Origin of the sequence: Sanyastnella coralliicola, assembly GCF_030845195.1 — a bacterium.
In the GTDB taxonomy this organism is placed as follows: domain Bacteria; phylum Bacteroidota; class Bacteroidia; order Flavobacteriales_D; family Sanyastnellaceae; genus Sanyastnella; species Sanyastnella coralliicola.
Genome location: NZ_CP132543.1, coordinates 341,352 through 367,733 on the forward strand (window position 1 = coordinate 341,352; position 26,382 = coordinate 367,733).

23 protein-coding genes and 1 tRNA gene are annotated in these 26,382 nt (G+C 44.9%); 9 read left to right on the top strand and 15 right to left on the bottom strand.

All coding sequences use genetic code 11. From position 1 onward, the window contains the following. Positions 1-181: 181 nt before the first annotated feature. Positions 182-1,765: a replicative DNA helicase gene (gene dnaB / locus RA156_RS01455; protein WP_306642194.1), complete on the top strand. Its 1,584-nt coding sequence runs from the start codon at positions 182-184 to the stop codon at positions 1,763-1,765. Positions 1,766-1,834: 69 nt separating this feature from the next. Continuing rightward, positions 1,835-3,109 (top strand): hypothetical protein, encoded by a 1,275-nt coding sequence (locus tag RA156_RS01460; protein WP_306642196.1) that lies wholly within the window; start codon positions 1,835-1,837, stop codon positions 3,107-3,109. Here RA156_RS01460 and RA156_RS01465 read toward each other — a convergent pair. The 6 genes from RA156_RS01465 to RA156_RS01490 all read right to left on the bottom strand — a co-directional run bounded on the left by RA156_RS01465 (position 3,106) and on the right by RA156_RS01490 (position 8,319). After that, positions 3,106-5,022 carry a peptidylprolyl isomerase gene (locus tag RA156_RS01465; protein WP_306642198.1) on the bottom strand — a complete coding sequence of 639 codons (1,917 nt, stop codon included), beginning with the start codon at positions 5,020-5,022 and terminating at the stop codon, positions 3,106-3,108. The genes RA156_RS01460 and RA156_RS01465 overlap by 4 nt on opposite strands. Continuing rightward, entirely contained in the window at positions 4,976-5,599 is a 624-nt protein-coding gene (locus RA156_RS01470) for an HD domain-containing protein (RefSeq protein ID WP_306642200.1), read from the bottom strand. Before RA156_RS01470 ends, RA156_RS01465 begins: the two co-directional genes overlap by 47 nt. A gap of 65 nt (positions 5,600-5,664) precedes the next feature. Continuing rightward, positions 5,665-6,246, bottom strand: coding sequence for a SiaB family protein kinase (locus RA156_RS01475; protein ID WP_306642202.1), 582 nt, complete (start codon positions 6,244-6,246; stop codon positions 5,665-5,667). A 315-nt stretch (positions 6,247-6,561) separates the two neighbouring features. Further along, entirely contained in the window at positions 6,562-6,795 is a 234-nt protein-coding gene (locus RA156_RS01480) for a hypothetical protein (protein ID WP_306642204.1), read from the bottom strand. A gap of 59 nt (positions 6,796-6,854) precedes the next feature. Continuing rightward, positions 6,855-7,247, bottom strand: a complete 393-nt coding sequence (locus RA156_RS01485) for a hypothetical protein (RefSeq protein ID WP_306642206.1) — start codon at positions 7,245-7,247, stop codon at positions 6,855-6,857. A gap of 58 nt (positions 7,248-7,305) precedes the next feature. Continuing rightward, positions 7,306-8,319, bottom strand: a complete 1,014-nt coding sequence (locus tag RA156_RS01490; protein WP_306642207.1) for a helix-turn-helix transcriptional regulator — start codon at positions 8,317-8,319, stop codon at positions 7,306-7,308. A 45-nt stretch (positions 8,320-8,364) separates the two neighbouring features. On the opposite strand from RA156_RS01490, the gene RA156_RS01495 reads away from it, so the two are divergent. Then, positions 8,365-9,015 (top strand): hypothetical protein, encoded by a 651-nt coding sequence (locus RA156_RS01495; protein ID WP_306642209.1) that lies wholly within the window; start codon positions 8,365-8,367, stop codon positions 9,013-9,015. Positions 9,016-9,075: 60 nt separating this feature from the next. On the opposite strand, the gene RA156_RS01500 is transcribed toward RA156_RS01495, so the two are convergent. After that, a complete protein-coding gene (locus RA156_RS01500; RefSeq protein ID WP_306642211.1) occupies positions 9,076-9,495 on the bottom strand; it encodes an Hsp20/alpha crystallin family protein in 420 nt (139 codons plus the stop codon). A gap of 131 nt (positions 9,496-9,626) precedes the next feature. Continuing rightward, on the bottom strand, positions 9,627-10,340 hold the full coding sequence (locus RA156_RS01505; protein WP_306642212.1) for a DUF554 domain-containing protein: 714 nt from the start codon (positions 10,338-10,340) through the stop codon (positions 9,627-9,629). Between the two features lie 45 nt (positions 10,341-10,385). On the opposite strand from RA156_RS01505, the gene tgt reads away from it, so the two are divergent. Continuing rightward, positions 10,386-11,516, top strand: a complete 1,131-nt coding sequence (gene tgt, locus RA156_RS01510; protein WP_306642214.1) for a tRNA guanosine(34) transglycosylase Tgt — start codon at positions 10,386-10,388, stop codon at positions 11,514-11,516. 6 nt (positions 11,517-11,522) lie between these two features. Next, positions 11,523-12,602 (top strand): LptF/LptG family permease, encoded by a 1,080-nt coding sequence (locus RA156_RS01515; RefSeq protein WP_306642216.1) that lies wholly within the window; start codon positions 11,523-11,525, stop codon positions 12,600-12,602. A 29-nt stretch (positions 12,603-12,631) separates the two neighbouring features. On the opposite strand, the gene ispE is transcribed toward RA156_RS01515, so the two are convergent. Beyond that, entirely contained in the window at positions 12,632-13,441 is an 810-nt protein-coding gene (gene ispE, locus RA156_RS01520; RefSeq protein WP_306642217.1) for a 4-(cytidine 5'-diphospho)-2-C-methyl-D-erythritol kinase, read from the bottom strand. Beyond that, positions 13,441-14,322, bottom strand: coding sequence for a GTPase Era (gene era / locus RA156_RS01525; protein WP_434064821.1), 882 nt, complete (start codon positions 14,320-14,322; stop codon positions 13,441-13,443). Before era ends, ispE begins: the two co-directional genes overlap by 1 nt. A gap of 138 nt (positions 14,323-14,460) precedes the next feature. On the opposite strand from era, the gene RA156_RS01530 reads away from it, so the two are divergent. Beyond that, positions 14,461-14,533, top strand: a tRNA-Met gene (locus RA156_RS01530). A 743-nt stretch (positions 14,534-15,276) separates the two neighbouring features. Here RA156_RS01530 and RA156_RS01535 read toward each other — a convergent pair. The 3 genes from RA156_RS01535 to RA156_RS01545 all read right to left on the bottom strand — a co-directional run bounded on the left by RA156_RS01535 (position 15,277) and on the right by RA156_RS01545 (position 20,207). Further along, complete coding sequence (locus RA156_RS01535; protein WP_306642221.1) at positions 15,277-18,597, bottom strand: CHRD domain-containing protein; 3,321 nt, start codon at positions 18,595-18,597, stop codon at positions 15,277-15,279. 201 nt (positions 18,598-18,798) lie between these two features. After that, positions 18,799-19,656, bottom strand: coding sequence for an anti-sigma factor (locus RA156_RS01540; protein ID WP_306642222.1), 858 nt, complete (start codon positions 19,654-19,656; stop codon positions 18,799-18,801). Further along, entirely contained in the window at positions 19,647-20,207 is a 561-nt protein-coding gene (locus RA156_RS01545; protein ID WP_306642224.1) for an RNA polymerase sigma factor, read from the bottom strand. Before RA156_RS01545 ends, RA156_RS01540 begins: the two co-directional genes overlap by 10 nt. Before the next feature lie 420 nt (positions 20,208-20,627). Between RA156_RS01545 and RA156_RS01550 the strand changes: the two genes are divergently transcribed. Further along, a complete protein-coding gene (locus RA156_RS01550) occupies positions 20,628-21,257 on the top strand; it encodes a hypothetical protein (RefSeq protein ID WP_306642226.1) in 630 nt (209 codons plus the stop codon). On the opposite strand, the gene RA156_RS01555 is transcribed toward RA156_RS01550, so the two are convergent. Both RA156_RS01555 and RA156_RS01560 read right to left on the bottom strand, forming a co-directional pair. Then, a complete protein-coding gene (locus RA156_RS01555; RefSeq protein WP_306642228.1) occupies positions 21,247-21,747 on the bottom strand; it encodes a hypothetical protein in 501 nt (166 codons plus the stop codon). The two genes, RA156_RS01550 and RA156_RS01555, sit on opposite strands and share 11 nt — an antisense overlap. Before the next feature lie 20 nt (positions 21,748-21,767). Beyond that, on the bottom strand, positions 21,768-22,589 hold the full coding sequence (locus tag RA156_RS01560) for a hypothetical protein (RefSeq protein ID WP_306642230.1): 822 nt from the start codon (positions 22,587-22,589) through the stop codon (positions 21,768-21,770). A gap of 163 nt (positions 22,590-22,752) precedes the next feature. On the opposite strand from RA156_RS01560, the gene RA156_RS01565 reads away from it, so the two are divergent. Together RA156_RS01565 and RA156_RS01570 are read left to right on the top strand one after the other, a co-directional pair. Next, positions 22,753-25,566, top strand: a complete 2,814-nt coding sequence (locus tag RA156_RS01565) for a histidine kinase (protein ID WP_306642231.1) — start codon at positions 22,753-22,755, stop codon at positions 25,564-25,566. Next, positions 25,563-26,270: a LytR/AlgR family response regulator transcription factor gene (locus RA156_RS01570; RefSeq protein WP_306642232.1), complete on the top strand. Its 708-nt coding sequence runs from the start codon at positions 25,563-25,565 to the stop codon at positions 26,268-26,270. The genes RA156_RS01565 and RA156_RS01570 overlap by 4 nt, the downstream gene beginning before the upstream one ends. Positions 26,271-26,382: the final 112 nt, after the last annotated feature.

Genomic DNA, 26,382 nt, shown 5'->3' on the forward strand with positions numbered 1-26,382 from the left:
GGATTGTCCTCAACATGGTGATAAGTTACTTCAATTTCTATTGAGCTCGAATGCTAATGCCTGTGATCACGGGGATTCTCACGCTAGCGCGGAATGTTAATAACCTTATGGAAATCGCGTTGATAGATGGAGGGTTGTTTCGGAACTTAACTCTCCGGCTTCGGATTATTTTTGTCCCCTTATGGATCAGCGCAGAGAACGTACAGAGAGAATGCCTCTTGGAGTAAAAACCAAGCAGGCTGCAGAGACACCAGTAGGAAAACTTCCACCACAGGCATTAGACCTCGAACAGGCGGTTCTTGGGGCAATGATGCTCGAAAGTTCTGCAGTAAACGCGGCTATCGACATCTTGAAGCCAGCAAGTTTCTACAAAGAAGCACACGCGCGCATTTTTGCAGCGATTGCTGATCTCTTCCAACGTTCTGAGCCCATTGATATCTTGACTGTAACGCAAGCTTTGCGCAAAGCCGGTGACATTGACCTCGTAGGTGGTCCATACTACGTGTCTCAACTGACTACGCGCGTTGCAAGTACAGCCAATATTGAGCAGCACGCTCGTATCATTGCGCAAAAGCATATCCAGCGAGAGTTGATTCGTGTTTCGAACGACATCATGAAAGATGCATTTGAAGAGACAACCGATGTATTCGACTTGTTGGATAAAGCTGAGGGATCTCTTTTCGAAGTAGCGGAAGGAAACATCCGAAAGTCATACGATAACATGCAGAACTTGATGCGCGAGGCAATTGCCAACATCGATTCTGCACGTGAGAATAAAGACGGTGTGAGTGGTGTTCCTTCTGGGTTCACAGACCTCGACCGTGTAACGGGTGGTTGGCAACGAAGCGATATGATCGTCCTCGCGGCACGTCCTGGTATGGGTAAGACGGCTTTCGTACTGTCTATGGCTCGAAACATGGCCGTTGACTATCAGGTGCCAGTAGCGGTATTCTCTTTGGAGATGGCTGGGGTGCAGTTGGTTCAGCGTCTGATCGCCAGTGAGACAACTCTTTCTTCAGAAAAACTGAGAAAGGGTACCCTTGAAGACCACGAGTACCAGATGCTTCACCAACGAATTGGTAAGCTTGCGAATGCACCGATTTACATTGATGATACTCCAGGTATTTCCATTTTCGAACTTCGTGCGAAATGTCGTCGACTAAAAGCGAAGCACGGTATCGATATGGTAATCATCGATTACCTCCAGCTGATGACGGCAGGAGGAGACACAAAAGGCGGTAACCGTGAGCAGGAAATCTCTACGATCTCACGTTCGATCAAGGGAATCGCCAAAGAGCTTAACGTGCCGATTATCGCCCTTTCTCAGCTGTCTCGTTCTGTGGAGACTCGAGGAGGTGATAAACGACCAATCCTATCCGACCTTCGTGAATCAGGAGCAATTGAGCAGGATGCCGATATCGTTTGCTTCATTTACCGAGCGGAATACTACGGGTTCACTGATCCAAAAGACCATCCACGTGGACTAGATCCTCGAGGATTGGGTGAGTTGATCATCGCAAAACACCGTAACGGAGCCTTGGAAACTGTAGACCTTCGATTTGTTGGGCACCTCGCCAAGTTCTCGAACTTCGATAGCTTCGACGATGACAATCCGTTTGCGAATGCTATGCGTCCGAATACTTCATTCGAAGGTGGAGCGAATGAACCTAAAACCCTCGTGGTGGGTTCTCGTATGAATGACGAAGAAGACGATGACTCGGGAGATGATTTCATCGGTACTGCAGGTGAGGAGCCTCCGTTCTGATAATCATTTTTAACACTGCTTAGAAGCCCGTAAGCACTATCGGGGAACGCTTTTTGTACCTTTACGAATATGACGAAGAAACTTCTACAGCGTGTTTCAATGTTGACTTTGGTCTTGTGTTTCGCCTTATCGGCGGAAGCATCCAAGATTCTGATTCCAATGGATGACGACCAGAGTAACCATCTCAAAGCATATGGAATTGCCTTTTGGGTACTTCAGAATGACATCGAAGTAGAATGGCTATTGAATTATCGAGGCGGTGCCTTTATGATTGATAACTATCCTGATGTCACAGCTGAGTGTACCATCCGAGGAGTGTCATACCAAGTCATTGCTGACGTCCAAGCGAATCAGATTTACGGCAGCATTGCTGATCCAGAAGTCAATCAAGAACGTGTGAAATTGGAAGTACCGCCGAAGGTGGCAGTATATTCTCCAAAGAGTAAACTGCCATGGGATGATGCAGTAACGCTCGTTCTAACTTATGCCGAGATTCCATATACGGTAATTTATGATGAAGAAGTAGTCAGAGGAGAGTTGCCAAAGTATGATTGGCTGCACCTTCACCACGAAGACTTTACAGGGCAGTACGGAAAGTTCTATCGTTCATTCAGAAACGCAGCCTGGTACCAAGAGGAAGTGCGCAATCAAGAATCAACGGCAGCTTCATTGGGCTTTTCAAAGGTGAGCGATATGAAGCGCACAGTAGCTTTAGAGATTAAGAACTTCGTAGTTGGCGGTGGTTTCTTGTTCACGATGTGCTCGGGAACAGACTCTTATGACATTTCCCTTGCCGCGCAGAATACTGATATCTGTGAGTCGATGTTCGATGGAGATCCAGCTGATCCTGCAGCTCAAGAAAAGCTTCGATTTGAAGATGGATTCGCCTTCCGTGATTACCAGCTCGAAAGAGACCCGATGGTGTATGAATTCTCATCCATTGATGCTACTCAGGATCATGCGAAGCTCGGTCAGAAGAACGACTTCTTCACCTTGTTTGATTTCAGTGCGAAATGGGACGTTATTCCTACCATGCTTACACAGAACCATGAACAGGTAATTGCTGGTTTCATGGGGCAAACGACAGCCTTCCGCGCTCAATATTTGAGGCCAGAAGTAACCATCATGGGAGAGACGAGATCTATTCGCAGTGCGAAGTATATCCATGGGACCTTAGGTCAAGGCCAATGGACGTATTACGGAGGTCACGATCCTGAAGATTACCGTCACTTGGTGAATGATCCACCGACCGACTTGAACTTGCATGCGAATTCTCCTGGATACCGTTTGATTCTAAATAACATCCTGTTTCCAGCGGCGAAAAAGAAAGAGCAGAAGACCTAGTTCAGGATCTTAATCTCTTCGATCGTACTTCCTACTTGTACTTCACGAACCACATCCATAGCTGAGGTCACTTGGCCGAATATGCTGTAGCGTCCTTCGAGATGAGGTGTTGGGCTGTGGGTAATGAACCATTGACAGCTTTCTGTATCGTTTCCGGCGCTAGCCATACCTAAGGCACCTTCGTCATAATCATGCATGGCGAACTCAGAGCGAATACTGTAATTCACACCACCCCATCCGTCACCACGAGGACAACCTCCTTGGATGACAAAATTTGGTACTACTCGGTGGAATGATTTCCCATTATAGAATCCATCTTCGGCTAGTTGAACGAAACTTCCAACGCTTCCTGGGGCATTGAGTGGGTAGAGCTCTAGTTTGATCGTTCCTTTATCTGTTACTACTTCAACATCGATAGTGTCGGCGTGGGAAGTCAATAGATCGAAGTCAATCGGATGGTTCCAATCAGGAGTGACATGTTTCGGGTCACGTTCTTCAAATTCCGCGATAGCGTCTTCTAAGTAATTATAGGTTTCTACTTCTTGAGGAATAGGTAGGTTCGCTTGAATACTTTTGAGACGATCAAGGAATGAAGCGTCCATATCATCAGGGTGAGATTGCAGGTGGATACCTACAAGTGCCAATACCCCGGCGTCTTTCGTATCGATCATGTCACTCAAAGCAATCTTGAAATCACCATCAAAATCACCAGCTGAATGCATTTGCATAATGACATCCGCAGCCGTTGAAAGAACAGGCAGTGCCATCGAAGTGTCGATGTGGAGTAGGATGTAGCTCGATGCCTCTGGGAAGTACTTCAGTTCTTGCATACATGAAGCCTTCTCATAAGGCGACTTTCGAGAAGAGCTCAACGAAACCAATTGATCATACCAATCTTGGGTATCATCATCACTCTTCGCAAGCTTGCGAAGAACAGATGCTCTAGTCGTTACATCCTCAGGAAGGCGATCTCGGACCAGTGCTAGTTCTTCTACATCAAGTTCATTGAAGTCAATTGCGTTAATAGCATTCATGGCCACACCAACTTGGTCAGACTGAATCAATGGAACAAGCACGTCGATTTCCAGAATATTCAAACGAGAACCAGAGCGAAGTAGGTTGACCAATATGCGTTCGTCTTTCGTTTGAGTGATTTCTTGATTAATGAAATCAGCCATTTCGGGATGTGGACAATGTCTCATCGCCAAAGCAATAGCCATTTTCACGCGCGCGTCATCTTCACTTTTATAAGCGTTAATTAGTTGGTCTAGATGATCAAGCAAGTTCACTTCCCTTGTTCGTGAAAGGAAATTAGCCGCCGCCAAACGGGCTTCGTAGTTGTCACAAGCAAGTGATTCGATAGCCTTGTCTTCAAATCCAATCCAACTACGTACGGTTGGCAATCTGAAAAATGCTCCCCACATAGGTGCACTAGCGCAGTCTTCAGCAATGATGAGCTGCTGGAGTTCGTCTGCATATCTAGGCGGACAAGTCTTGCCTAGAGCGGTAAAGATGTTGTAGCGGAGCGCGTAATCTTTAGATGACTTCAGCTTATCGCGCAAAGGAACATAGAGCGAAGTGTCGAACTGCTGGCCCATGGCGTAAGCAGCTGAGATTTGCTTGCTCAAGTCTCCGGAGTTCAATGCTTGAATAAGCGGCTCGTTGAGGGTGGAATCTATGAAGGAAGCTGATTGAAGAACAGCGCGACTCGCGAGTTTCGTGTCTTCATGTGTGAAGAATGGTGTCAGTTTATCCGCGTCACGATGATCCACGGCCTCGATCATTTCTTGGAATGTCGCATCAGCAAGCAAGCTGTCGTTGTGGACAGCTGTTGGTTCGTGGTTACAAGAAGAAAGGAGGGCGATGCTAAGACAGCAAATCGCGAAGTGCTTGAATATTTTGGTCTTTTCCATGTTGAAAGCGATGCTTGGCATGTTCGGTATAGTAGCGGTGACGATTCATGAATCGGAGGTTTTGTTCCGTCCATTCACGATCGGTGTATTCTTTATTTAGTGTGGTTTCCCACTCGAGCCGTAAGCGTGCGGCAATGGCTTGATAGGCTTCAATTCCCAGATAATGGAGATCTGCATCACGGATAATCTGTTGTTCTATTGATTCAGGTTCAGTGCTGATAGAGGTCTTTAAGATCAAATGATAGATCTGATCTACGAGTTCATGATCTGCATCTTGGTCATGGACGAATTCTCTGGCGTGATTGGCACCAATTCGTTCATGGTCTTCAATGCTTTCGTAGTATCCTGAATCGTGAAACCAAGCCGCGATGTACAGTGCAGTCTTAGACCGTTCGCTTAACTGATGATCATTAGCGAGTACAACGGTCTGTTCGGCTACGGATGAAGTGTGGATTAAGTCGTGATAGGTAAAGGCATTTGAATGACCTGCAGTGATGATACCGATCGCCTGTTCCTGAGCCTGTTTCGCCAGTTTATTCAGGTAGTGATCAGAAATATAATCAGAGGGTAAGGTCATAGACTCTTAAAGCTACACAAGAATGAATAATAACAAAGGAGAGAGTCGAGAGAGTCAGCGGCGTCTTAAACGCGGGCTACAGTGATTTCCGTAGTGAAGAAGGCAAATTTTTCATCGAGTGGAAGAATCGAATATTCGATTGGTTTGCTCGATTTCTTTGCGATCGTAAGGAACCCTAGTCCAGCTCCGCCTTTGTAGCTGTAGTTCTGATTGCAAAGCGTTTCGATGTAGAGCTTTCGAAGCTCTGTGTGTGTGAGTCCTCGTAGCTCATCTAGTTTGAATGCAAGAAGGTTGGCATCTTCTGCTAGGATGAGGTTTCCGTTGACAATGGTAAACTCCTTGTCATTCCCTTGAAGAATAAAAAAGCTATTCGAAGAGCTACGATCGTCTTTGGTACCGTGGATAGAGGTGTTTTGCAAGCACTCGATCAGTACGCTGCACACGCGTTTCATGACTTTACGTTTCCCACCATTGTCGATGATGACATCTTCAGTTAGTCGGAGTAAGTAGTCAATTCTGTTCTGGACAATCTCACCGAAATAGGACAACAAGACTTTCTGTCCCTCTTCTTTCGCTGGATTCCAGCTAAGATGAGAGTGGTACAGTTCGCTAAGTCTAGACAGCGCTTTTTCAGAGATAGCCGCCATTGATCGTGTTTTGCCCGGTTGTTAGCAGTTGTGTTCTGCTCAACGACAAATATACCATTCTTGTAGATAAACCGTGGTAAATCATCGATGAATTCGACAAACAGGGTGCTTTAAACCGCGTTTTGATTCCAATCAAAGGTAAAATTTCAACTGTGCTTCGGTGCTATTAGGAACCAAAGGTTTTGAACACAAGGGGTTGGAAAAGAGCGAAGCCAACAGAAAGAGAAGAAAAGCGCATGGGGGAAGTTGTTGGCTTCGCTCTTGGGGGATGTTTAGGTAAACTAGGTGCTCGTTAGCACGAAGGCGTTAAATGTCTTAGTAGGTTTTGAACTTGTGTTCAGGAACGATGTAACCTCCATCTGGATTCTTGAGCATGTCATAGAATTCGCGGCAGAAGTAATTGATTGGCTTTCGGAACGGGCGACCAGTCAGATAACAATCCCAAGCTTCTAGTGCCATGCGTTTAGCGACATTCCATGAGTAGGCGTTGTATCCGATTGGACGAGCGAAAGACTCTACATACTTGCGTGCTTCTACTAGTGATTGCATATCTGTTGTGTTTGTTTGATGATACAATGTTCGGGGGGCAGACCGTAAAGGATTTACGGTCAAGAAAAATTCTGCTGTTTGTAATTGAAAAAGCTGTGGATCAATGGCTTGTTCACCGATTTATTCGGCTGCGAACTCGTGATAACACCTAAAGTTTCGATGGTGATGTTCTCTCCGAGTACTTCGCTTACGTTCACCGATTCCCATCGATTCTCCTCATTACTCAAGGCGGTGCCTATTGCAGTCATGAGTTTGAATGCAGTGCTTTTTGGAAGTTTGGTGCGTAGTAGTTCGTTCAGTACGGCGTAAGAAGCTCTGAAAGTGCATACCTGGAGCTTGTTTCCGTCAGAATAGGCGCCAGAGATCTGAAGTTGATCGTGATTGGTAAAAAGACTGAAGTTGTCGATCCGGAAACGGTCGAAACGAAAAGTGTAAATGCTCGGATTGTTCATCGTGTCTGTTATTTGACACAATGATCTTCAGTGTGAACGTAAACTATTTACGTTGTGGTTAATACTTAGATAAAGCAGCCGATAACGTAGACTGAATGCGGTCTTTCAATTGTGTTGGTGCCAACACTTTTACGTCGGCACCAAAGCTTAAGAGTTCAGCAATGAGCTCATAGGTGATCAGAACTTCGAGCTTGATTTGGGCCTTGTCTTCAGACCAAGCGATGTTTTGCGATCGATGCAGCGGCTGTGAATCGAGGTAGCGACCAAGCACTGGAGAGCATTCGAAAATAACCTGCTGAGGCTCCTTGTCTACTTCGGTGATGCCAATGCTGTGCTGAAAGAAGCGATCACTAGAAAACTCAGGATCCGGTTTGAAGGTCTTCTTGCTCACCTTTACTTCACCCATGCGATCAAGCGCATACGTACGGAAGTCTTCTCGTGAAGGATTCCAACAGATAACATACCAGCGATTGCGGTACTCTTTTAACAAGTAAGGCTCAACCTCATAAGATGATGCAGTATCATCAGTGAACTTCGCATATTGGAAACGCAGACGCTGATGCTGTTGAATGGCTTTTGCGATGGGACCTAAGTGTTCAATTCCTTTGACCTCTGGTGCTTCTTCAAACTGAATGAAGTGTTCCGAACTCTGATCATTCAAGTCAGGTGAGATCTTCAGGCGAGAAGTAACCTTGTCAATGGCTTGCTGGTATTGCTTGAAGATGGGGATGTCGCGAAACTGATTGAAAGTTTCTGCGGCGAAGTGAATGGCCTCCAAATCATCGTCGTTCAGACTCATCTCATTGATGGAGTAATCTTCTTCTTCGTAGAAATATCCTTTATGCACCTTGCTGTAGGCGATGGGCGCGTAATAACCTAGTTCGCCTTCGTTACGCATTGCCCAGAGATCCTTTTCAATGGTAGAAATGGATATACGATCACCTGAACTACCATAAAGTGCCTCTTCACAAGCTTCTCGAAGATCTTCCTTTGAGGGGTAAGGTCTTGCGCTATTCGAAATGCATCGATCGATAATGCGGTAGCGTAAAAGGGCGTATTTATTAGCGGGCATAAAAAATTGTCATCTTTATAAGCAGCAAGGTACTTTACATTCAAGATGAAGCGAAATAAGCGCATACGGATTTTACTTGTGTTGGTGATTCTTCCACTCTTGATGGTTTTCGGCGTTAGCCTGTGGAAAGGAAAGAAAGGAGGAGAAATCGATCCGCAGTATTTCCGAGGGAATGCGTTGGAACGAGCGCACGCGAATTACAGTGAAAGCATACGTGAAAGTGCCGAGGAATACGATGTGTCTTATGAGTACCTGATGGCCTTGTGTGTTTTAGAGTGCGGAGGAAGAATGCCAGCGGGAAAGCGATATGAGCCTGGGGTGTACCGACGTTTGAAGCAAGTAAAAGAGGGGAAACGCAGCAATTATGAGCAAGTAAAGCAGCGCCACCTTGAATTTGCGAGTGACGAAGCCGTGCGCAATCTGTCAACCTCCTGGGGCCCGTTTCAATTGATGGGCTATAAATGCATAGGCATGGATGTTACGGTGAGTGATATTCGTGGAGATGACGCTGTAGAGTTTGGGGTGCAATGGATTGAAGATGAATACGGACATCTTCTAAGAGCTGGCAGGTATAAAGATGCGTTTCACTATCACAATACTGGAAGAGTCTATCCATCCGTAGGTGGTCCGCGTACGCATGACCCGAAGTATGTTTCAAAGGGCTTGAGTTACATGGAGTATTTCAAAGACCACTAAAAAAAAGAGTGGGCCACTCTACGAGCGACCCACTACCTTAACCAAAACCAAACTAACTGCTTACGAAACAGTGAACGTTTTCACTGTCTTCTCTGCCTCTTTTTTAGGAATGACTACCGAGAGGATACCGTTGTTGTATGAAGCAGAGATTCCGTCGTTGTCGACGTTCTCCGGTAGTCGGAATGTTCTTTTGAATGTGGATGTCTTGAATTCACGTTGTGTGAACTTTACATCCTTTGACTCTTCTTTTTCTTTTTGAGTCGCTGACAGCGTCAGCATCTGCTTGTCAAGCTTTAGCTCGAAATCTTCCTTATCGAATCCAGGGGCTTGCAGCTCGATCGAGAAACGATCGTTCCCCTCTGAAATGTTTGCTGAAGGTACATTCACTGAGCGTCCTCCAAGGAATCCGTCATTTACGAAGTCATCAAACAAGCTGTTGAAATTCGTTGGAAGTCCGGTGCGATATTTAACTAATCCCATAATCTGAAATTCTGTGTGTTTCTAATTTGAATTCAGATGGGATAGGTCAATTGATGTGCCATTCGGTTTTCCTGCCGAAAAAGGCAGAAAAACAGAAATCAGAGTGACAAAAAGGCAGTTCGTTAAAATTGTTATGTCAAAATGGCATTTAGAAGAGCTTCGAGCACAGGAAGAAGCCAGGCGAACAATGGACAAATGAAAAGTGCTGGTGCCAAATTCAACATTTTGATTTTGGTCACTTGAAGAATGTTCAGGCCCAGTCCGATTAAAAGAATTCCCCCACAACCGAATATCTCAGCCGTAATGGTCTCATTCAATAAAGGTGAGATCCATTCCGCGCCTAGCGTTAAACCACCTTGATAAATGAAGAGAGGGATGATGCTGAACAACACGCCGCGACCAAAAGCTGCCGCAAGTGCTGCCGATGAGAAAAGATCCATCGTGGCTTTCGTCATGATAATAGTTCGGTCGCCTTCTAATCCTTCAGTAAGGCAGCCCAGCAAAGTCATAGAACCAATGCAGAACAGAACAAATGCGGTAAGCAAACCTTCCGCGAAGCCTTTGTCGTTATCGTCTTCTCCGCCTTTCTTAAAGCGTTCGGTGAGCGCTAGTGATCTGCTTTCAAGTTTGAGGCTTTCACCAAGTATGGCCCCGAAAACGAGGCTCAGGATAAGCACGAGGGGATTATTCGATCCAAGTCCCATGTCTACGCCAAAGAACAAGGTGCATAATCCCAATGCTACGAATATAATAGAGGTGTAGCGTTCCGGAAGCTTGTCCTTCAGCAATAGTCCGGAGGAGGCACCCACGGCTACGGTAACTACGTTAAACAATGTTCCGAGCATGTGCAATGATAATAAAGAAGCTTCGGGTTAGTTACCTTTGCGGCAATGAAGTTCACACTGAAAGGAAAAGACGCCGAGAGTTCAGCTCGTGCGGGGGTGATTGAAACCGATCACGGAACAATTGAGACACCGATCTTCATGCCGGTGGGTACTGTTGGTACAGTGAAAGGAGTTCCGCAGCAAGATTTGGTTTCGACCATTGAGTCTCAGATCATCTTGGGGAATACCTACCATCTTTACTTACGTCCGGGAACGGATATCCTTCAACAGGCTGGTGGACTTCACAAGTTCATGAACTGGGAGTTGCCGATTCTCACCGATTCGGGAGGCTTCCAGGTGTACAGTCTCTCTGATCGTCGAAAAATCTCTGAAGAAGGGGTGAAGTTCAAATCGCATATCGATGGTTCGTCGCACTTCTTTAGTCCAGAAGACGCGATGGATGTGCAGCGCAAGATTGGTGCTGATATCGTGATGGCCTTTGATGAATGCACGCCTTATCCATGTGAATACGGATATGCTCGTGAATCCATGGAGATGACCCATCGTTGGTTGACGCGCTGTGTAAATCGTATGAAGGAAACCGAACCTTTGTATGGTTATGAGCAGACGCTCTTCCCCATCGTTCAAGGTTCTACTTACAAAGATCTGCGAACGCAATCAGCAGAGTTCATTGCGTCTCAAAATGCAGAAGGAAATGCTATCGGAGGTTTGAGTGTTGGAGAGCCACACGAAGAGATGTACGAAATGTGCGACATCGTTTGTGGTATTCTCCCAGAAGATAAGCCTCGCTACTTGATGGGGGTTGGGACCCCGGCGAATATTCTTGAATGTATTGCGCTCGGAGTTGATATGTTTGATTGTGTGATGCCTTCGCGCAATGCGCGGAATGGTTACCTCTTCACTCGCAACGGAACCATGAACATGAAGAATGCGAAGTGGATCAATGATTTCTCTCCGCTTGACCCTGATGGAACATGCTTTGTTGATCAGCAATACAGCAAGGCCTACCTACGCCATTTGTTCGCTTCCAACGAATTGTTGGCGATGTACATATCAAGTGTCCATAATTTGGCGTTCTATTTGAGTTTGGTAAAAGAAGCACGTCAACACATTCTCGACGGAGACTTCCGCGAGTGGAAGGATATGATGGTGCCGAAATTAACGCAACGCCTGTAAGCGCAAATGAAGCTTCTCGACTGGTACATTATAAAGAAGTTCCTCAGCACGTTCTTTTTCATGATCGTGGTGTTTTGCGTGATCGCGATCGTCTTTGACCTTTCCGAGAATATTGATGACTTGATTACCAATGGGGCTCCACTAGGAGAAGTTCTCATTGACTACTACCTCAATTTCTGTTTCTTCTTTGGAAACATGTTAAGTGCCTTCATTGTCTTCCTCACCATTATATTGGTTACCAGTAATTTAGCTCAGAAGACAGAGTTCATCGCAATGTTGAGCGGAGGCGTCAGCTTTAATCGATTGCTCCGTCCGTACTTTATTGCTTCCACCTTTTTGGTTGGGCTATCATTGCTGATTGCCCATGTTATTCTACCCGAGGCGAATAAGACCAAGGTCGATTTCGAGTTTAAGTACATCCATACGCGCTTCCACATTAGTGAACATGACTTATACCGTGAGATTAATCCAGGTAACATCGCCTATTTCCGATCTATTACTGCCGAGCGTAACGTAGGTTATAAGTTCGCTTTGGAAGACTGGGAAGACGGAAGGTTGGTGCGGAAACTTATGGCCAGTAAGGCGAAATACATTGAAGAAACCGGACGCTGGCTCATTACCAATGTGCGCATCCGAGACATTCATCCTGACGGGACTGAAGACCTCCGAGTAGTGAATCAAATTGATACGGTGCTGAATATGCAGATCTCAGATTTTGGGGCGCGATCAGAAATCGTATCAACCATGGATTATGCGGCGCTTACGAAGTACATCGAAGAAGAAAAACAACGAGGTTCTGGTAATGTAGCCTTCATTGAGATTGAAAAATATTCCCGCACTTCTAATGCCTTTGCGATCTACGTCTTAACCCTCATCGGAGTGGTCGTCGCCAGCAGAAAGGTGAGGGGAGGTACTGGTCTGCACCTCTTCATGGCGGTGATTATCGGTGTGACGTACATCTTTGCCTTAAAGATGACCACTGTGGCCGCAACGAACGTCGGGCTATCAGCCAATATAGCGGTGTGGGTACCGAATATGATATTCTTTGCGCTGGGAATTTTCCTTTATACGCGGGCGCAGAAATAGGTTTCTGGTAAGGGCACGCATGCGTGCCCCTATATTCTTCCTTCGAAGTAGCGCCATCCTTCTTTTTCTTCCAGCGCCACTTTTTCTTTGAAGATGCCGAAGACTGCTGATCCGCTTCCGGTCATGGCGGCGTAGATGGCTCCTTGGTTTAGCAGGCTTTTTTGGGCCTCGGCTATCGCCGGGAATTGGGTGGCGATTACTTCCTCGAAATCGTTGTGGAAGGTAGATTGCCACTCTTCGATAGGGGTTCTTGGAAGTACGCGGAGGTCTTGCTGTCTTCTTTCAGGAGAAAGTAGTCCATAGGCTTCTGCTGTACCTACGTGAACGTTCGGGTGAATGACGTGAAGGTGGTATCCAGAAAGGTCAAGATCGATGCGCTCCATGTGCTCTCCACGACCTGATACAAAAGCAGGTTTGTTCTCTATGAAGAAAGGGCAATCAGATCCGAGTTGTCCAGCGAGTTGTTCCAATTCCGCGTTAGCGAGATTAAGCTTGAAATGCGAATTCAAAAGCTTCAACATAAAACTGCCGTCAGCGGAACCTCCACCCATACCAGCACCCATGGGGATCTTCTTCAGGAGCTCACAATGGACCCCTGGAATGTCATATTTCTGATGAAGAATCTTCCAGGCCTTGAAGACTAGGTTTGACTCGAGATTACCTTGAATAGCATCACCTGAAAGGACAAGCTTACATGTTGATTCGTCGATGGTTTTAATCTCCAGTGCATCGCAAATCTGCACTGGGTAGAATACGCTTTCGATGTTGTGGAAACCATCATCACGCTTATTCAGCACTGACAGTCCGAGGTTGATCTTGGCGTTGGGGAAAGTGATCATCAGTTCATGTAGCCGAATCGCTTCAGCTTGCTTTCGTCGTTTCGCCAGTTCTTATCTACACGCACGTAAAGTTCCAGGAACACTTTGGAGCCAATGAATGCTTCGATGTCTTTTCTGGCCTCCGTTCCAATGCGCTTCAGCATCTTTCCTTGATGTCCGATAATGATGCCTTTCTGTGATTCACGGGCCACAATAATCTCGCTTCGAATTCGGATGAGGTTGCCATCTTCCTTGTACTCTTCAACGATGACTTCGCACGAGTACGGAATCTCTTGTTTGTAGTGACGCAGTATCTTCTCGCGAATCATCTCGCTCACGAAGAAGCGCATCGGCTTATCTGTGAGTTCGTCTTTCGGGAAGTATGGCGGACTTTCAGGAAGCTGTTCTACAATGTGATCCAGAAGTTTCTCAATGTTGAATGAATGCAAGGCAGAAATCGGCGCCACAATCGCACGAGGAATGCGTGTTTTCCATTCTTCGATTCGCTTCTCTATGGTTTCGGCGTCAGAAAGGTCGATTTTGTTGATCAACACAAACGTTGGAATGTCCATGTTGGCAATCTTCTCAAGAGTCTCTGGGTGAGCCATCGAGTCTTCGAAGACGTCAGTCATGACCAATAGTACATCCGCATCTTGGAGGGCGTTCTTAACGAAGCGCATCATTCCTTCATGCAGTTTGTACTGAGGGTCAAGTACTCCAGGTGTATCAGAATAGACGATTTGAAAATCGTCGTCATTCACGATACCCATGATGCGATGACGCGTTGTTTGAGCCTTAGACGTTATGATAGAGAGGCGCTCACCTACGAGTTGATTCATAAGTGTCGACTTTCCGACGTTCGGGCTTCCGATGATATTGACGAATCCTGCTTTGTGTTTCACGAAAATCTTCCCTGTAAGGACTTGCAAAGATGATAAAACTCTGTATATTTGCCGTCCCTTTTGAACAACATACTTCGTTTATGTTGCGTTTAAAGGGAAGCAATAGACCAAAAGAACGACTAAGTTCGAAAGATATATTGCGGGGTGGAGCAGTTGGTAGCTCGTCGGGCTCATAACCCGAAGGCCGTAGGTTCGAGTCCTGCCCCCGCTACTAAGTAAGGCTCTCAGAAGTGAGAGCCTTTTTTTGTGCGAAATATTTCGGGCTCATCACTCCGCCTGAGGCGGACCGTAGGTTTGAGTTCCTTTCGGCGACTAAGAAGACTGCTCAGAAATGAGCGCCTTTTTGTGTTTAAGAGTTTCGGCTCATCACTCCGCCTGAGGCGGACCGTAGGTTTGAGTGCTGCCCCCGCTATTAAGTAGAATGAGGCTTTCAGAGAAATCTGAGAGCCTTATTTCTTTTAGGGGTACAGAATAGGTATAGATTCAGCTGGCTAAATCTGTATCAATATGAGTTGTTTGTTTCACAAGACATTGTTTGGGAGTTGATAATGAGTATTTTAATTAAAGCTAATGATCTATGAAATTTCTTCTCTCCACAGGAGCAGTTCTGCTCTTGTTTTGGGCCTTTCTTATGTATGGACAAGTTTTCTTCAACATCAATGAAGATTGGAGCACTCAAAATTCAACCATAAACGATCTTGATAAGGTTGATTCTTAAATGAATTCTTCCCGTGGTGTGGTCACCGTCGGTAGTGAAGTTGTCATAAATAAAGGCTCCAACGCTCTCATTCAGTATACCGACAATTTGGGAGTGTTAGAGTAGAAGATAAACCATGATTATTACAGTATGAGATTTTACTTCACGATAGAAACCTTTAGTTTTGAACGACTTAAGCGATTAAAAAAAACGGAGCAACTTACGTTGCCCCGTCTCTTCGTCTCATTCTAGTCCCCTCACTTTTTCAACACTCTTCTAGAAATGAAGACTTCATCGGAACGAAGTCTGATTACATACAGTCCTGTCTGTAATTCACTCGTATCAAGAGTGATAATCGACTGGGTTCCGGCAATAGGTTTTTGCAATACCACCTTACCAGTTATGTCTACTAGTTCAATCAATAGCGGTGCAGACGTTGTCTTGTCAAGTTCGATGTTCACCTGATTTCCGAACGGCACAGGATATGCGCTAAACGTAGCATCAATAGTGGGTTCATCGATCCCTACAATCATTATTTCAGGGCAATCCATCATGCTATCGATCTGACCGCGAATTTCGCCATCGGGATTATCAGAGGTATGAAGATTGAGATAGACATCTCCATCTAGAATGGCCATGGCCCCCATGTTATCAATGGGTTGGTACACAAATCCTGAATTTTCTTCAAGGATTTCGGTCAATCCATAAAGTACGGGACCATTTTCACCGGCTGGTGCATTGTGCAAGTGCGCACCGGTAATACCACCAGACAAGTTGGTTGCGGTAAACATGGTGTGTGCAGTTGTGTAGCCACGATCAATCGAAAGAATTCCTCCTCCGTATGCCATTGCATCTACAGCGGGCACTTCTTGGTCTCCACATAGTACATACGAGTATCCTTGACGAGCCAAACGGTAAATCTGGCCTCTGATTTCCCCGCTAGGGAAGGCAGAAGTATGTAAGTTGAAATAGCACTGTCCGTTAATTAGCATGGTCACCAACTCCTCTGTCAAAAGGTCTCCGGTGATGGTTCCCGAAATTCGGTTACCATCAATAGATGGTGTGAGGTTAGCCAAAACATCTCCATTTTCTCCTAGGCCGGCACCATGAATATGAATCGCGTCAATCGGACCGCTGATTTGATCAACTACAATATCGTAATTCAATTCATCCCAGGCGTCATTCATCCATAACGAAGCCATACCTGTGCCAGGCGCATCTATTGACGGCACCTCTTGCATACCATTTAACCAAGCGTCAAAGACAAAAGCCTCTGCAAGGTTCAATTGCGCGCGAATCTCACCACCTGGATTTAGTTCAGTGTGTATGTTGATGTAGATATTCCCCTCTTTGAGGTCACTAAGAAATTCACTCGGGTCTACGGTCACCTCAATTGAGTTGATGTTAATATCCTCGGTGAGGTTGAGTACTACATCGCCATTCATGCCTTCAGGGGCCTGATGTAGGTGTGCTCCGGTGATCGCACCAGACAATCCAGTGGTCACAACTCTGATTTGTAGTTGAGATTCATCTTTGGTCAAATTCGCCACTACCTTACCAAATGCATCAGTAGTAACTGCTGGTACTTCTTGCTCACCATCAAGCTCTCCAATGAAGCTCCAGTCGCTTTCAAACCCAATTTGTCCTCTGATCTCCCCGCTAGGATTGAGATCTGTATGAACGTTTACGTAGTACTCGCTCTTGATAAACCCTGATAAATCAAAATCAGTGATAAATCCCCGGGCTTGGTTTCCGCTGAGCATGTCAGAGAGGTCAAAAATCACATCTCCATTGGTTCCAGCAACGCCATCATGAATGTGCATTCCTGTAATCGGACCACTTAAACCGTCGAGGTTTACGTTAACAAACATCGTGTCTCTTGTTTCATTGAGAAGGAACCCTCCAACTCCAAGTGCATCGGTCGATACAGCAGGCACCTCTTGCTCACCATTCAGTTTTGCGCTAAATAGAATCCCTGATTCAAACATCGGATCCATCGGCAATTCACCATTGTCTTCAAGTTGATGCATGAATTGGTTTGCCCCACGAAGGGCTTGTCCTCTGACCTCCCCTGCCGGACGGGCATCTGTATGGATGTTAACATAGACTTCTTTGTTTCTGAATTGAAGCGACTGAAGGGGAGTAAATGGCATATCGTCGTCAGACGTCCAATAACCAAAAGCGGCATCATCTGTTTCGAGCGCTTCGAACCATGGGGTCAAATGATAGATTACATCACCGTTTTGGCCCATGGGTGCCCCATGAAAATGAGCTCCAGTAAGGGGACCATTAAGGTCAGAAACCACAATCATCACATGAGCGTTAGACTGATCGCGATCAATAGTGATTAGTCCGCTACCTTTTGCAATGGCGAATTTGCGTGGTACTTCTTGATTGCTTTCAAGAGCTAGCGTATAACCCTCACGAGCGAGGCGGTATACTTGTCCGCGAATCTCACCGGCCGGATTCATATCCGTATGTATGTTTATGTAAGTACCACCTCGTAACATCTTTTGGATGAGTTCAAGGGTTACCTCTTCACCAGATACCATTCCGCTGATCATATTACCATCTACCTCTGGAGTTAGGCCAACGATAACATCGCCATCCACTCCAACTTCGCCATCATGAATATGGGCACCAGTGATTTCGCCGGTCAGATCGGTGGTTAAGACTTCGTACCAGATGGTGTCAAGTGTAGAACTTAAAGTCATCGTAGCTACACCATACCCATCAGCACCCATAGGCATCATTACCTCTTGATCGGTATTAAGCCATGAATCAAAGGCCAATTGGTTTTCGTACATCAGGTTACCTCTGATTTCTCCGTCAGGGAAATCATTGGTGTGGACATTTAGATAAACCATCCCCTGATAGAGGTTTTCGATAAGCTCTGGGTAGTCGACAATTTGAAAATCACCGACAATGCTGTTACCGTCAATGTAGCTCATAAGGTCAACGCCCACAGGACCGTCTTGACCCATTGCACCATAATGCAAGTGAGCAGCAGCAATGGGGCCTGAAAGGCCATCAACCACTGCTCTTAATTGAACCGATTCACCGGTGCGGGAAAGGTTCAGGTGAACTAATCCGAGCGCATCGCTTTCCACTTCCATGGTTTGTTGACCTGCATCCATCCATGAACGGAAGGTATAATCGCTCTCTACGGTTAATTGTCCACGAATTTCACCGTTTGGATTCTCGTCTGTGTGCACATTCAAGTAATGATCACCATTGAGTAATCCTGCGATGAGTTCAGGAGTTAAGTCATCACCAGTAATGGTGGCAATAATTCGATTTCTTACGACATCGGAACTGAGGTTGGTTTCTACCGGACCATTTTCACCAGGCATACCGCTGTGAATGTGAATACCAGTAACAGGTCCAGATAGTTTGTTGACAGATACATTGACAAATAGACTATCCCATGTACTGTTGATGGTGATCGAGCCAATTCCCTGGGCATCTGTAATGACTGCAGGAACCTCTTGGTCACCTGTGAGTTTGGCTGAAACAATTAGCTCATCAGACAAATGGTCTGCTCGCGCGAGACCGAAGCTGAGTATTGCAAAGAGCATCAGTGCTAAGTTTTTGAGTAAAGGAGTAATATGTGTCATGTGTTCACGGTTTTTGTGATGGGTTGTTTTCATTTTTTGCATCCGTTCTGGATGCTGATCACAAAAACCTACGTCTCAGCTTTACGATTGGATTTTTAAAAAGCGAGATTTTTTTAAAATGAACGGTTACATACTGAAAAACAGAAGAGTAGAAACGACAGATTAAGCGTTTACATTCCCGATGACGTACAATGCGTCAAGATTTGGAACTGGATTTCCGCCTTTGGTCTCCAGTGTAATAGCGAAGGCTTGAGCTTCTGCGATGGCGACCGGAATGAGCAGAATGTCATTGGAATTAAGATCGATGTCAAACACACCCATATCTTGCGGTTCTCCATCAACTATAGCCCATAGTTGGTATTGCTTATCTGTTTCAGGCATTGGAAGTTGCTCCACCTTCATCATTACCTCGGCATTCCTACGGTTCCAATAGATGTTTACACTGGATTCCGGACTATTAGCGGTACCAGCTAGCAGAACGGTCTTTGTGAAGGAGTCTATCAAGTTTGACTTGATTCGTTCTTGGAGATCGATTTCCGTGGCCTGGGCCACCAGCTTGGCCTCCAGTTGATCTTGTTGATCAACAAGGTTTTGCTGTTCTTGCTTTAGATGGTTTAGCTCCGAAGTTACCCTTGCCCTCTGTTTGTTTTCATTTAACCAGAAACCACCAAACACCAATGCTGCTACTGCTGCTGCTATAGCAGCAAAACGAATAGGTTTGACATTTGGTTGGGTATTCAGATGAATAACGGCCTCGTGCTCTTTGGTGTTTGTGTTTTCGGCCGGAAGCTGTTGTTCATCCTTAATCGCTTCCATGATCTTAACTTCCAACCTTGAAGGTGGGGGAGTACCTAATGATTCCGCATATCGTTCAATGCTTTCTTGGAGACGTACCAATTCGGCAGCAATCTCTGGATAGATATGCGACATGCACTCCACCTCCTGCTGCTCTTGCAAAGAAACAGTTCCGAGAACATAATGCTCCAGAATACCTGATGATATGTATGCCTTTACATCCAAAAGAACAATGTTGTAAATACTTTTCTCAATTCGATGACCGCTTTCCTAACCCTTGTCTTCACCGTCCCCAATGGGATGACTAATTCGTCAGAAACCTCTTGTTGCGTATAACCTCGGAAGTAAATGAACTCAATCATCTGTCGGTGTTCAGGTGCTAATTTGTTGACTTCGTCATTGAGTCCGATCACATCTGTATTTTGTGAAGAACGAACCCTTGCTGGATAATCTACGTTTTCCGCATGGGTTTGGATTTTTGCTTTTTGAAGATTCTTTGATTTTCGAAGACGATCAATCGCTGTGTTGCGCGTGATATTTAGCATCCAAGTGAAGATGCTTCCTTTTTGAGGATTGAATTTTTTAATGTTCTTCCAAATCTTGATGAAGGCATCTTGCAAGACATCTTCTGCTTGATCTTCGCTTCCCAAGATTTTTAGAGAAACCCCATAAAGTGTTGCGGAATAGTCTCGATAAAGTTCACCAAATGCGTCCGTATCCCCTTCCTGAATGCGAAAGATTAATTGAGAAAGTTCACGTTTGCTCCGTTCGGTCAATACAGGAAATCACTAAGGTATACCGGGTTGGTCTTGGGTTTGATCAGTTTTTCACTGTCAAGGCCTCTGCGGCTCGATAAATTTTACCAGTGCAATATTAAACATATCGTGTTGAGCGATGAAACTTTTTAGTTGATTGTCAGAAACGTGTTTTGCGAGTACTTAGTGGTTAACATTTGAGAGTAGTCAGGAGTAAATGACTACGAATCCATTGATGACATAGGGGTCAGATGAATAAAGACCATTCCGATGGCATAGTGGGGCTTCGATATTATTAGAAAATTATGAGTTACCTCCATCGACGCTCATCCTTCGAAGATGATAGGCTTACGTGCGAATACCCGATGCACTTTGCTCTGGTTGATTATAACCTCAAAAATTGCAGTTTTAGTAAAGTCAGCTTTTATAATTTGGTGTTCAATGAAGGCAATTGAGTTCATACAAATATGGCACACATATACAAGTGAGTTATCTAAACTACCTAGTTGGGAGGACTTGTGGGATAGTACATCTGGTTGGACAAAAGAGGTGCAGGGTATTGAGAATATTAGTGACTGGCACTGGTCTAACCATTTGAGGTCAGCACTACTCAAGGAGATTCCTGAAGCGGAACTCATATTAAAAACCGAACATCGTAAGATTGACTTCGTAGCTGCTCGAAGTATTAACTCCTTTGTTTGCTCGATGGATGAGGAAAGAAAACACTCGGTTTCTAAAAGAGCACTTCAGTATGGATTTTTAGAAGTCGTGATTGAGTTTGAGAATGACTTTGCGGACTGTTTTCGCGAAATGATTAAGCTTTCCAAGCTCAGGGCAAGACTAAAGGTGTTGGTGGTATACGACTACGACCATAAGCAAGAAGCTGATGACAGACTGCTGGAAATAGTTAGAGATAATTGGCAGAATATAATTACCGAAAGCAAAGGCCATTTAGAGGAGCCCGGGGTGGAGTACCTGCTTGTGGTTGGTCAATTGAGTCAAAAGAACACCAATCCTATTCTCAATTGGAGGTATTTTAGTGATTCAACAGAATTGTACGCTAATCATTAAAAAGCTCTTCATCAGGTAACGTTGCTCCATTGATTTCAGCTAAATGTCTAAATGCTTTGATAATCCTTCTTATTTCTTCATCCTCGCAGTTTAGCACCAAATTTAGTTCATGTACCCATTGAGTTTCATCGGTTAAGTACGAGGTGTGCAGAATGGAGCTTTGTTTATCGACGATACGGATATTCAGGTTACCATTGGAAGCTCTTGTTTCAAGGATGTCAATGATGTTCTCTGCGTTGAATTTGTAATTTGAAATAGGAGCATCTGAATGTAGCTCGACAATAAAAACATCTGCTTGGTTGAATACCCCTTTTGAGATGTGCCATTTCATAGGAGCTTTTGAACCATCAGGTCTTGGAAATGAAGATTGACAGGAATGCAACTTAGAGTTAATGAATACCAAGGTTTCAGATTCTGTTTGTCCTAAAGAAACAGTGCTTGTCAGAGTTAGTCCTAATGATAACAATAAGATAAGGAGCTTTGAAGTCATGCGATGTAGTTGATTATTGCCTAATGGAAAAAGGCATTCCACTCCGCAAGTCTCACTTCGTGGTACCTATTGTTTGTCAATCGATCATAGTATTGACCGTGAAGGTTTTTAGCTGCCACTGGCAATCGAAATCGCATGACATTGTATCCATCAGGTGCTTGGGTGTTGAATTGGAACTGTCTTTTGAAAAATAGATTTTGTTGGTAGGAGGTGACTTCTGGGGGAAACACTCTGTCGTGCTCTGACCGTGTGTCCTGGGGAGGTGGAGTTGGATCGGCGGTGATGGATTTTAGAATCATTTGTTCCCATCGATATTCATAAGGGTTTCTAAGTTTTGTGAATTGACCACCATGAAGCTCGATTCGCTGCGTGGATCCATCAAGAGTGAGGAGTTGGGAGCATATTTGGGAGTATTGATCGGGGGAAATGATTACCCAGACATGTCTTTGATAGGTGTAAGACATGGTTTCTCCAGCATAAGGAGAGTTGAAGGGTGATTTCTTGATGATTTTTGCTCCAGCAATGATCGATTGCGAAGTAAATTCTTCCAACCATGTCCAGCAACGATATATTTTTCCTTGATGTTCGAAATGCCATAGTTCCATTTCGCTGAAACTATCGAACTGCAACCACATTGGTACAGGTCCTCCACCGTGTGCTGAGGGAATTATGTTTTCACTCGACTCCCACTTTCCCGAAGTACGATTAAATGCCCAGCCTGTTGTATTTAGTGAACTTTTCTTCAGTGGTTTGATCACGTCAGCATTCGTTCTTGATTGCGCTGGAATAGAGCTCCAAGACAAAATGAACGCTAATACGCAAGTGTATTTCAAATAGCTCATGTGTACTAAGTTAACTAGATTTCACTGAAGGAATACGAAACCCGAAATAAAGGAAATAGTTCCGTTAAATGGCTAACTGGGCTGCTCCGCAATGAGCTTGTTTTTTCAGTCCCGTCTCGGCTATCTCTCTTTTCATCCCTACCTTTAGTACTTTGTAGGACTTTTGAATTTGAAACTACATACTGCCTTTTCTTTTCGTTTTTGTGTTGTTCTACTTGCTTTCGCTCTTCCTTCGTTTGGATGGGCTCAGCTTGTTGACCCTAACGCAGAGATCTATGCTGGTACAGAAAATTGTCGCATCTACAGTGTGTTTCAAGATTATGAAGGGGTCATTTGGGCTGGTAGCGATTGTGGCCTTTACCGGGTTTCAGGAACAGTACTGACCAATGTTACTGACAGCTTGCCGATTCCGTCTCCTGAGGTGTTCTGCATTACCCAGACTGCGGATAGCGCCTTGTGGTTTGGAACGAACTACGGGATTGTTCGTCGTCAAGAGTCTTGGCAGGAATTCTCAGAGTCAGAAGCCAAGTTTGTTACCGATATTGTTCCTGCGACGGATTCAACCATTTTCGCGGCGACGTTTTATGCCGTTTTCGAAGGAAAGCCATCACAAGCATTTGTGCAGGTGGATGGTTTAAGCATGCTCCGAAAAAATGGTGAGTTTGAGTTGTGTGATGATCAAAGTGTCTGGTATCGAGGACTTGGTCGATTCACCAATATTTCTACCTCAGATTACTCTTCATGGAATACAGATCTGGAGTTCGATGAGAAGGAACGCATGGAAACTACCTATTTCGAAGGAAATGCGTATTTCTTTAGAGAGAACAGTATCTATAAACTCGGTCGAAAAGTCTCGAAAATAGCGGAAGCATCAGCTCCAATTCATTCTTTATTCGGCGCTGATTATCTCTACGCTTATGTTGAAGGGGAAGGGATCTGTAAAATGATCGATGGGAGATTTGAACTTGTCCATGAATGTGTCCGGTTGAATGGTTTTGTTGTAGATAATGAAGGAGGTGTCTGGCCAAGTGAAGGCACCAAAGGTCTTCAGCGCATTCACTCTCAGAGCTTAGGCTTGAGACAAGTAGAAGCGCTCAATGTTGAAGGAGCGAGTATGTACAAGGATGGCCATGATTGGTACTTCCTTTATGACGGCTCTTTGAGTGGTAGCGAAGAGGAAATCGTATCTAATTCTTGGTTGACGGATCCAGTAAATAATATCGTACTCAAAGGAGATAACGAATGGTGGTTCGGAGGAAGAACCATTGGTTTATTCAAAGACAATGAATTCTACACGCTCGCTGCGGGAGTGGGTTCGGTGAAAGGACTTCATATAGACAACGGTCATTTAATGGTCGCTTCATCTCATGGTCTTTTCGTGTTCGACGTTGAGACGATTATTGACTATCTGATTCATCAGCCAGAAGATGATCTCGCCCAGATTGAATGGTGTGAGCAATTCAGATGGACCCGAACACGCGGGTTTGATTTACAAGCATTGAGTGATGGCAGGATTTGTTTCAGTAGTCAAGCAGGAATTATGTTGTGTGACTCCCTGTCTTGTGATACTATTATTCCTTATTCGGAGATTGGTTTTACCTCTTCCATGACTCAAATCAACGACTCCTTATTCTGTGGAATTCACGGCCGCAACTCTCTTTCGGTATTCAACTTAAGACAAGAACGACAAACCTATCACTTTCCAGGAATTCAGCTCCGAACTATTACAGTGGAAGATGATGCGCTGTACATATCAAGCACTGAGGGAGTATTCGTCGGAAAGTCACCTTCTCAGGTTAGTTCGTCCATAGATTTCCAGTTGTGGGAGGGGTTGAAAGATGTTTATGACGTGTTGAAGGTGGATGACCAGTTTCTCTTCAAAAGTGCTGATTATCTCTACAGCCTAGAGTCTGCTTCCTTGAGATCGGAAGGTAGGAAGGAGATCCACCACAACATTCAATTACTGAATGCTTCTGTGAACGATGGTATTCTTGGGAAAAGAATAAAATTTGGACAAGGTATTCCGGTTCAATTTGTGCTTGAGGCAGACCGACGTGAGCAATCCTTCGGAGCCTATTTCGAATACAGATTTGATGATGAGGATGGCGATTGGCAAGTAGCGCAAAACAATACACTTTCTTTTGAAAAGTTGGAATCCGGGAACTACACCTTAGAGACAAGAGCGGTATACCCGTTTGCAAATAGTATCTCAGCACCAGCGACAACCAAGTTCACTGTTACTGGTCCTTGGTGGCGAACTCCTTGGTGGTTCATTGTCATTTTGCTTGTATCGTTCACGGTGGCCCTAGCTGTCATTCGCGTTGGGAATAACAGGAAACGACGAGAATTAGAAACCACGAACCGCCTGATTTCCATGCATAATATGGCGCTGCGAAGTCAGCTTAATTCACATTTCATTTTCAATGCGATGAACAGCCTTCAGGCAAGTATCGTGGGTTCTTCTAAGGATAAGTCGCTTTCCTTGGTTCAACTGTTAGCACGTCATCTTCGTCGCGTATTTTATATCAGTGCAAAGGATGCGATTAAATTGATGGATGAAGTGGAGCTACTAGACGATTATCTTCAAATTGAACAGGCTCGTTTCGGAAAACGTTTGAACTACTCAATACATGCCATTCCAGATGGTTTGCACAACGTCGAGGTTCCTCCAATGTTCATTCAGCCGATTGTCGAGAATTGCGTAAAGCATGGTTTGCCGACACGTTCTGAAGGCTTCAAGATTTCCATCATGGTGCTTCGAAGCAATGATAACTTGAAGGTGATTGTTTCAGATAATGGGCTAGGCTGTGATCCTTCGGCATTTATGACCGCCGATATGCGACAATCAGGAATTCAGAATGTTAGAGATCGACTGGCTGGAATCAAGAAAGGGAAAGGCTATTTGAAGCATGTTTTTGTGAATGGTGATAAAGGACCGTTCAGAACAGAAATTATTTTGGAGGGGGTATTAACATGAAAGCGATTCGTTGCGCCATAGTAGAAGATGAGGTTCCGAACAGAGATATCTTGACGCACTTGTTGAATGAAAGTTCTGTTGAAGTAGAGATTGTTGGGAGTTGGGAAACATTGAATCAAGCGAACGGCCCTTTACAAGCTGCCGAACCCGATCTCATTTTTATGGATATCCGAATGCCCGGGACTCTTGGTATTCGCGCCAAAGAAGTAATGCCCGATCTCAAGGCTCCCATTGTCTTTACCACTGCTTTTGAGGAATATGCCGTAGAAGCATTTACTGTTGGAGCATTAGATTATCTACTGAAGCCTTTAGGGCAAAAAGAGGTAGACCGATCATTGGAGCGTTACTTATTGAGGTATCGAAAGGAGAGACCTCAAAAGGAAAGTAATTCATTCGTAGTGTCGACGACAGAAACGGTCGATGTATATGATCGCGAAGATATCCTGGCCTTTGAGGCAGATGGGAATTACACCATTCTGCACCTCAAGGATGGCTCAACATCCATGATTTCTAAGAATCTCGGCTCCATCATGAAGAGCCTTGATGGAGGGTATATTCGAATCCATGCTAAGTATGCGGTACGTAAGGCAGAAGTGGTTCAGGTAACCAGAGAAAAACCATACGTAGTGGTGCTTTCAAACGGTGTAGAGTACCCAACTTCTGTACGTAAGCGTGCTTTGGTGATCAAGGCTCTGAAGGGGTGATTAAGTGGGGCTGTTTCGTTTCTTACCCTACACTTATACATTCATAAACTACACCTGTACAAAATCTCTTTGAACGTATTCGTTGCTTTTGCAACTTGGTCTCACTGAAAAG

Excerpts from the sequence above, each read along its gene's own strand:
- RA156_RS01535 (WP_306642221.1), bottom strand. The coding sequence starts at position 18,597 with ATGCTCTTTGCAATACTCAGCTTCGGTCTCGCGCGAGCAGACCATTTG.
- RA156_RS01570 (WP_306642232.1), top strand. The coding sequence starts at position 25,563 with ATGAAAGCGATTCGTTGCGCCATAGTAGAAGATGAGGTTCCGAACAGA.
- RA156_RS01485 (WP_306642206.1), bottom strand. The coding sequence starts at position 7,247 with ATGAACAATCCGAGCATTTACACTTTTCGTTTCGACCGTTTCCGGATC.
- ispE (WP_306642217.1), bottom strand. The coding sequence starts at position 13,441 with ATGATCACTTTCCCCAACGCCAAGATCAACCTCGGACTGTCAGTGCTG.
- RA156_RS01470 (WP_306642200.1), bottom strand. The coding sequence starts at position 5,599 with ATGACCTTACCCTCTGATTATATTTCTGATCACTACCTGAATAAACTG.
- tgt (WP_306642214.1), top strand. The coding sequence starts at position 10,386 with ATGAAGTTCACACTGAAAGGAAAAGACGCCGAGAGTTCAGCTCGTGCG.
- RA156_RS01490 (WP_306642207.1), bottom strand. The coding sequence starts at position 8,319 with ATGCCCGCTAATAAATACGCCCTTTTACGCTACCGCATTATCGATCGA.
- RA156_RS01500 (WP_306642211.1), bottom strand. The coding sequence starts at position 9,495 with ATGGGATTAGTTAAATATCGCACCGGACTTCCAACGAATTTCAACAGC.
- RA156_RS01505 (WP_306642212.1), bottom strand. The coding sequence starts at position 10,340 with ATGCTCGGAACATTGTTTAACGTAGTTACCGTAGCCGTGGGTGCCTCC.
- RA156_RS01465 (WP_306642198.1), bottom strand. The coding sequence starts at position 5,022 with ATGGAAAAGACCAAAATATTCAAGCACTTCGCGATTTGCTGTCTTAGC.
- RA156_RS01480 (WP_306642204.1), bottom strand. The coding sequence starts at position 6,795 with ATGCAATCACTAGTAGAAGCACGCAAGTATGTAGAGTCTTTCGCTCGT.
- RA156_RS01555 (WP_306642228.1), bottom strand. The coding sequence starts at position 21,747 with ATGACTTCAAAGCTCCTTATCTTATTGTTATCATTAGGACTAACTCTG.
- RA156_RS01475 (WP_306642202.1), bottom strand. The coding sequence starts at position 6,246 with ATGGCGGCTATCTCTGAAAAAGCGCTGTCTAGACTTAGCGAACTGTAC.
- RA156_RS01495 (WP_306642209.1), top strand. The coding sequence starts at position 8,365 with ATGAAGCGAAATAAGCGCATACGGATTTTACTTGTGTTGGTGATTCTT.
- RA156_RS01550 (WP_306642226.1), top strand. The coding sequence starts at position 20,628 with ATGAAGGCAATTGAGTTCATACAAATATGGCACACATATACAAGTGAG.
- RA156_RS01560 (WP_306642230.1), bottom strand. The coding sequence starts at position 22,589 with ATGAGCTATTTGAAATACACTTGCGTATTAGCGTTCATTTTGTCTTGG.
- RA156_RS01515 (WP_306642216.1), top strand. The coding sequence starts at position 11,523 with ATGAAGCTTCTCGACTGGTACATTATAAAGAAGTTCCTCAGCACGTTC.
- RA156_RS01460 (WP_306642196.1), top strand. The coding sequence starts at position 1,835 with ATGACGAAGAAACTTCTACAGCGTGTTTCAATGTTGACTTTGGTCTTG.
- dnaB (WP_306642194.1), top strand. The coding sequence starts at position 182 with ATGGATCAGCGCAGAGAACGTACAGAGAGAATGCCTCTTGGAGTAAAA.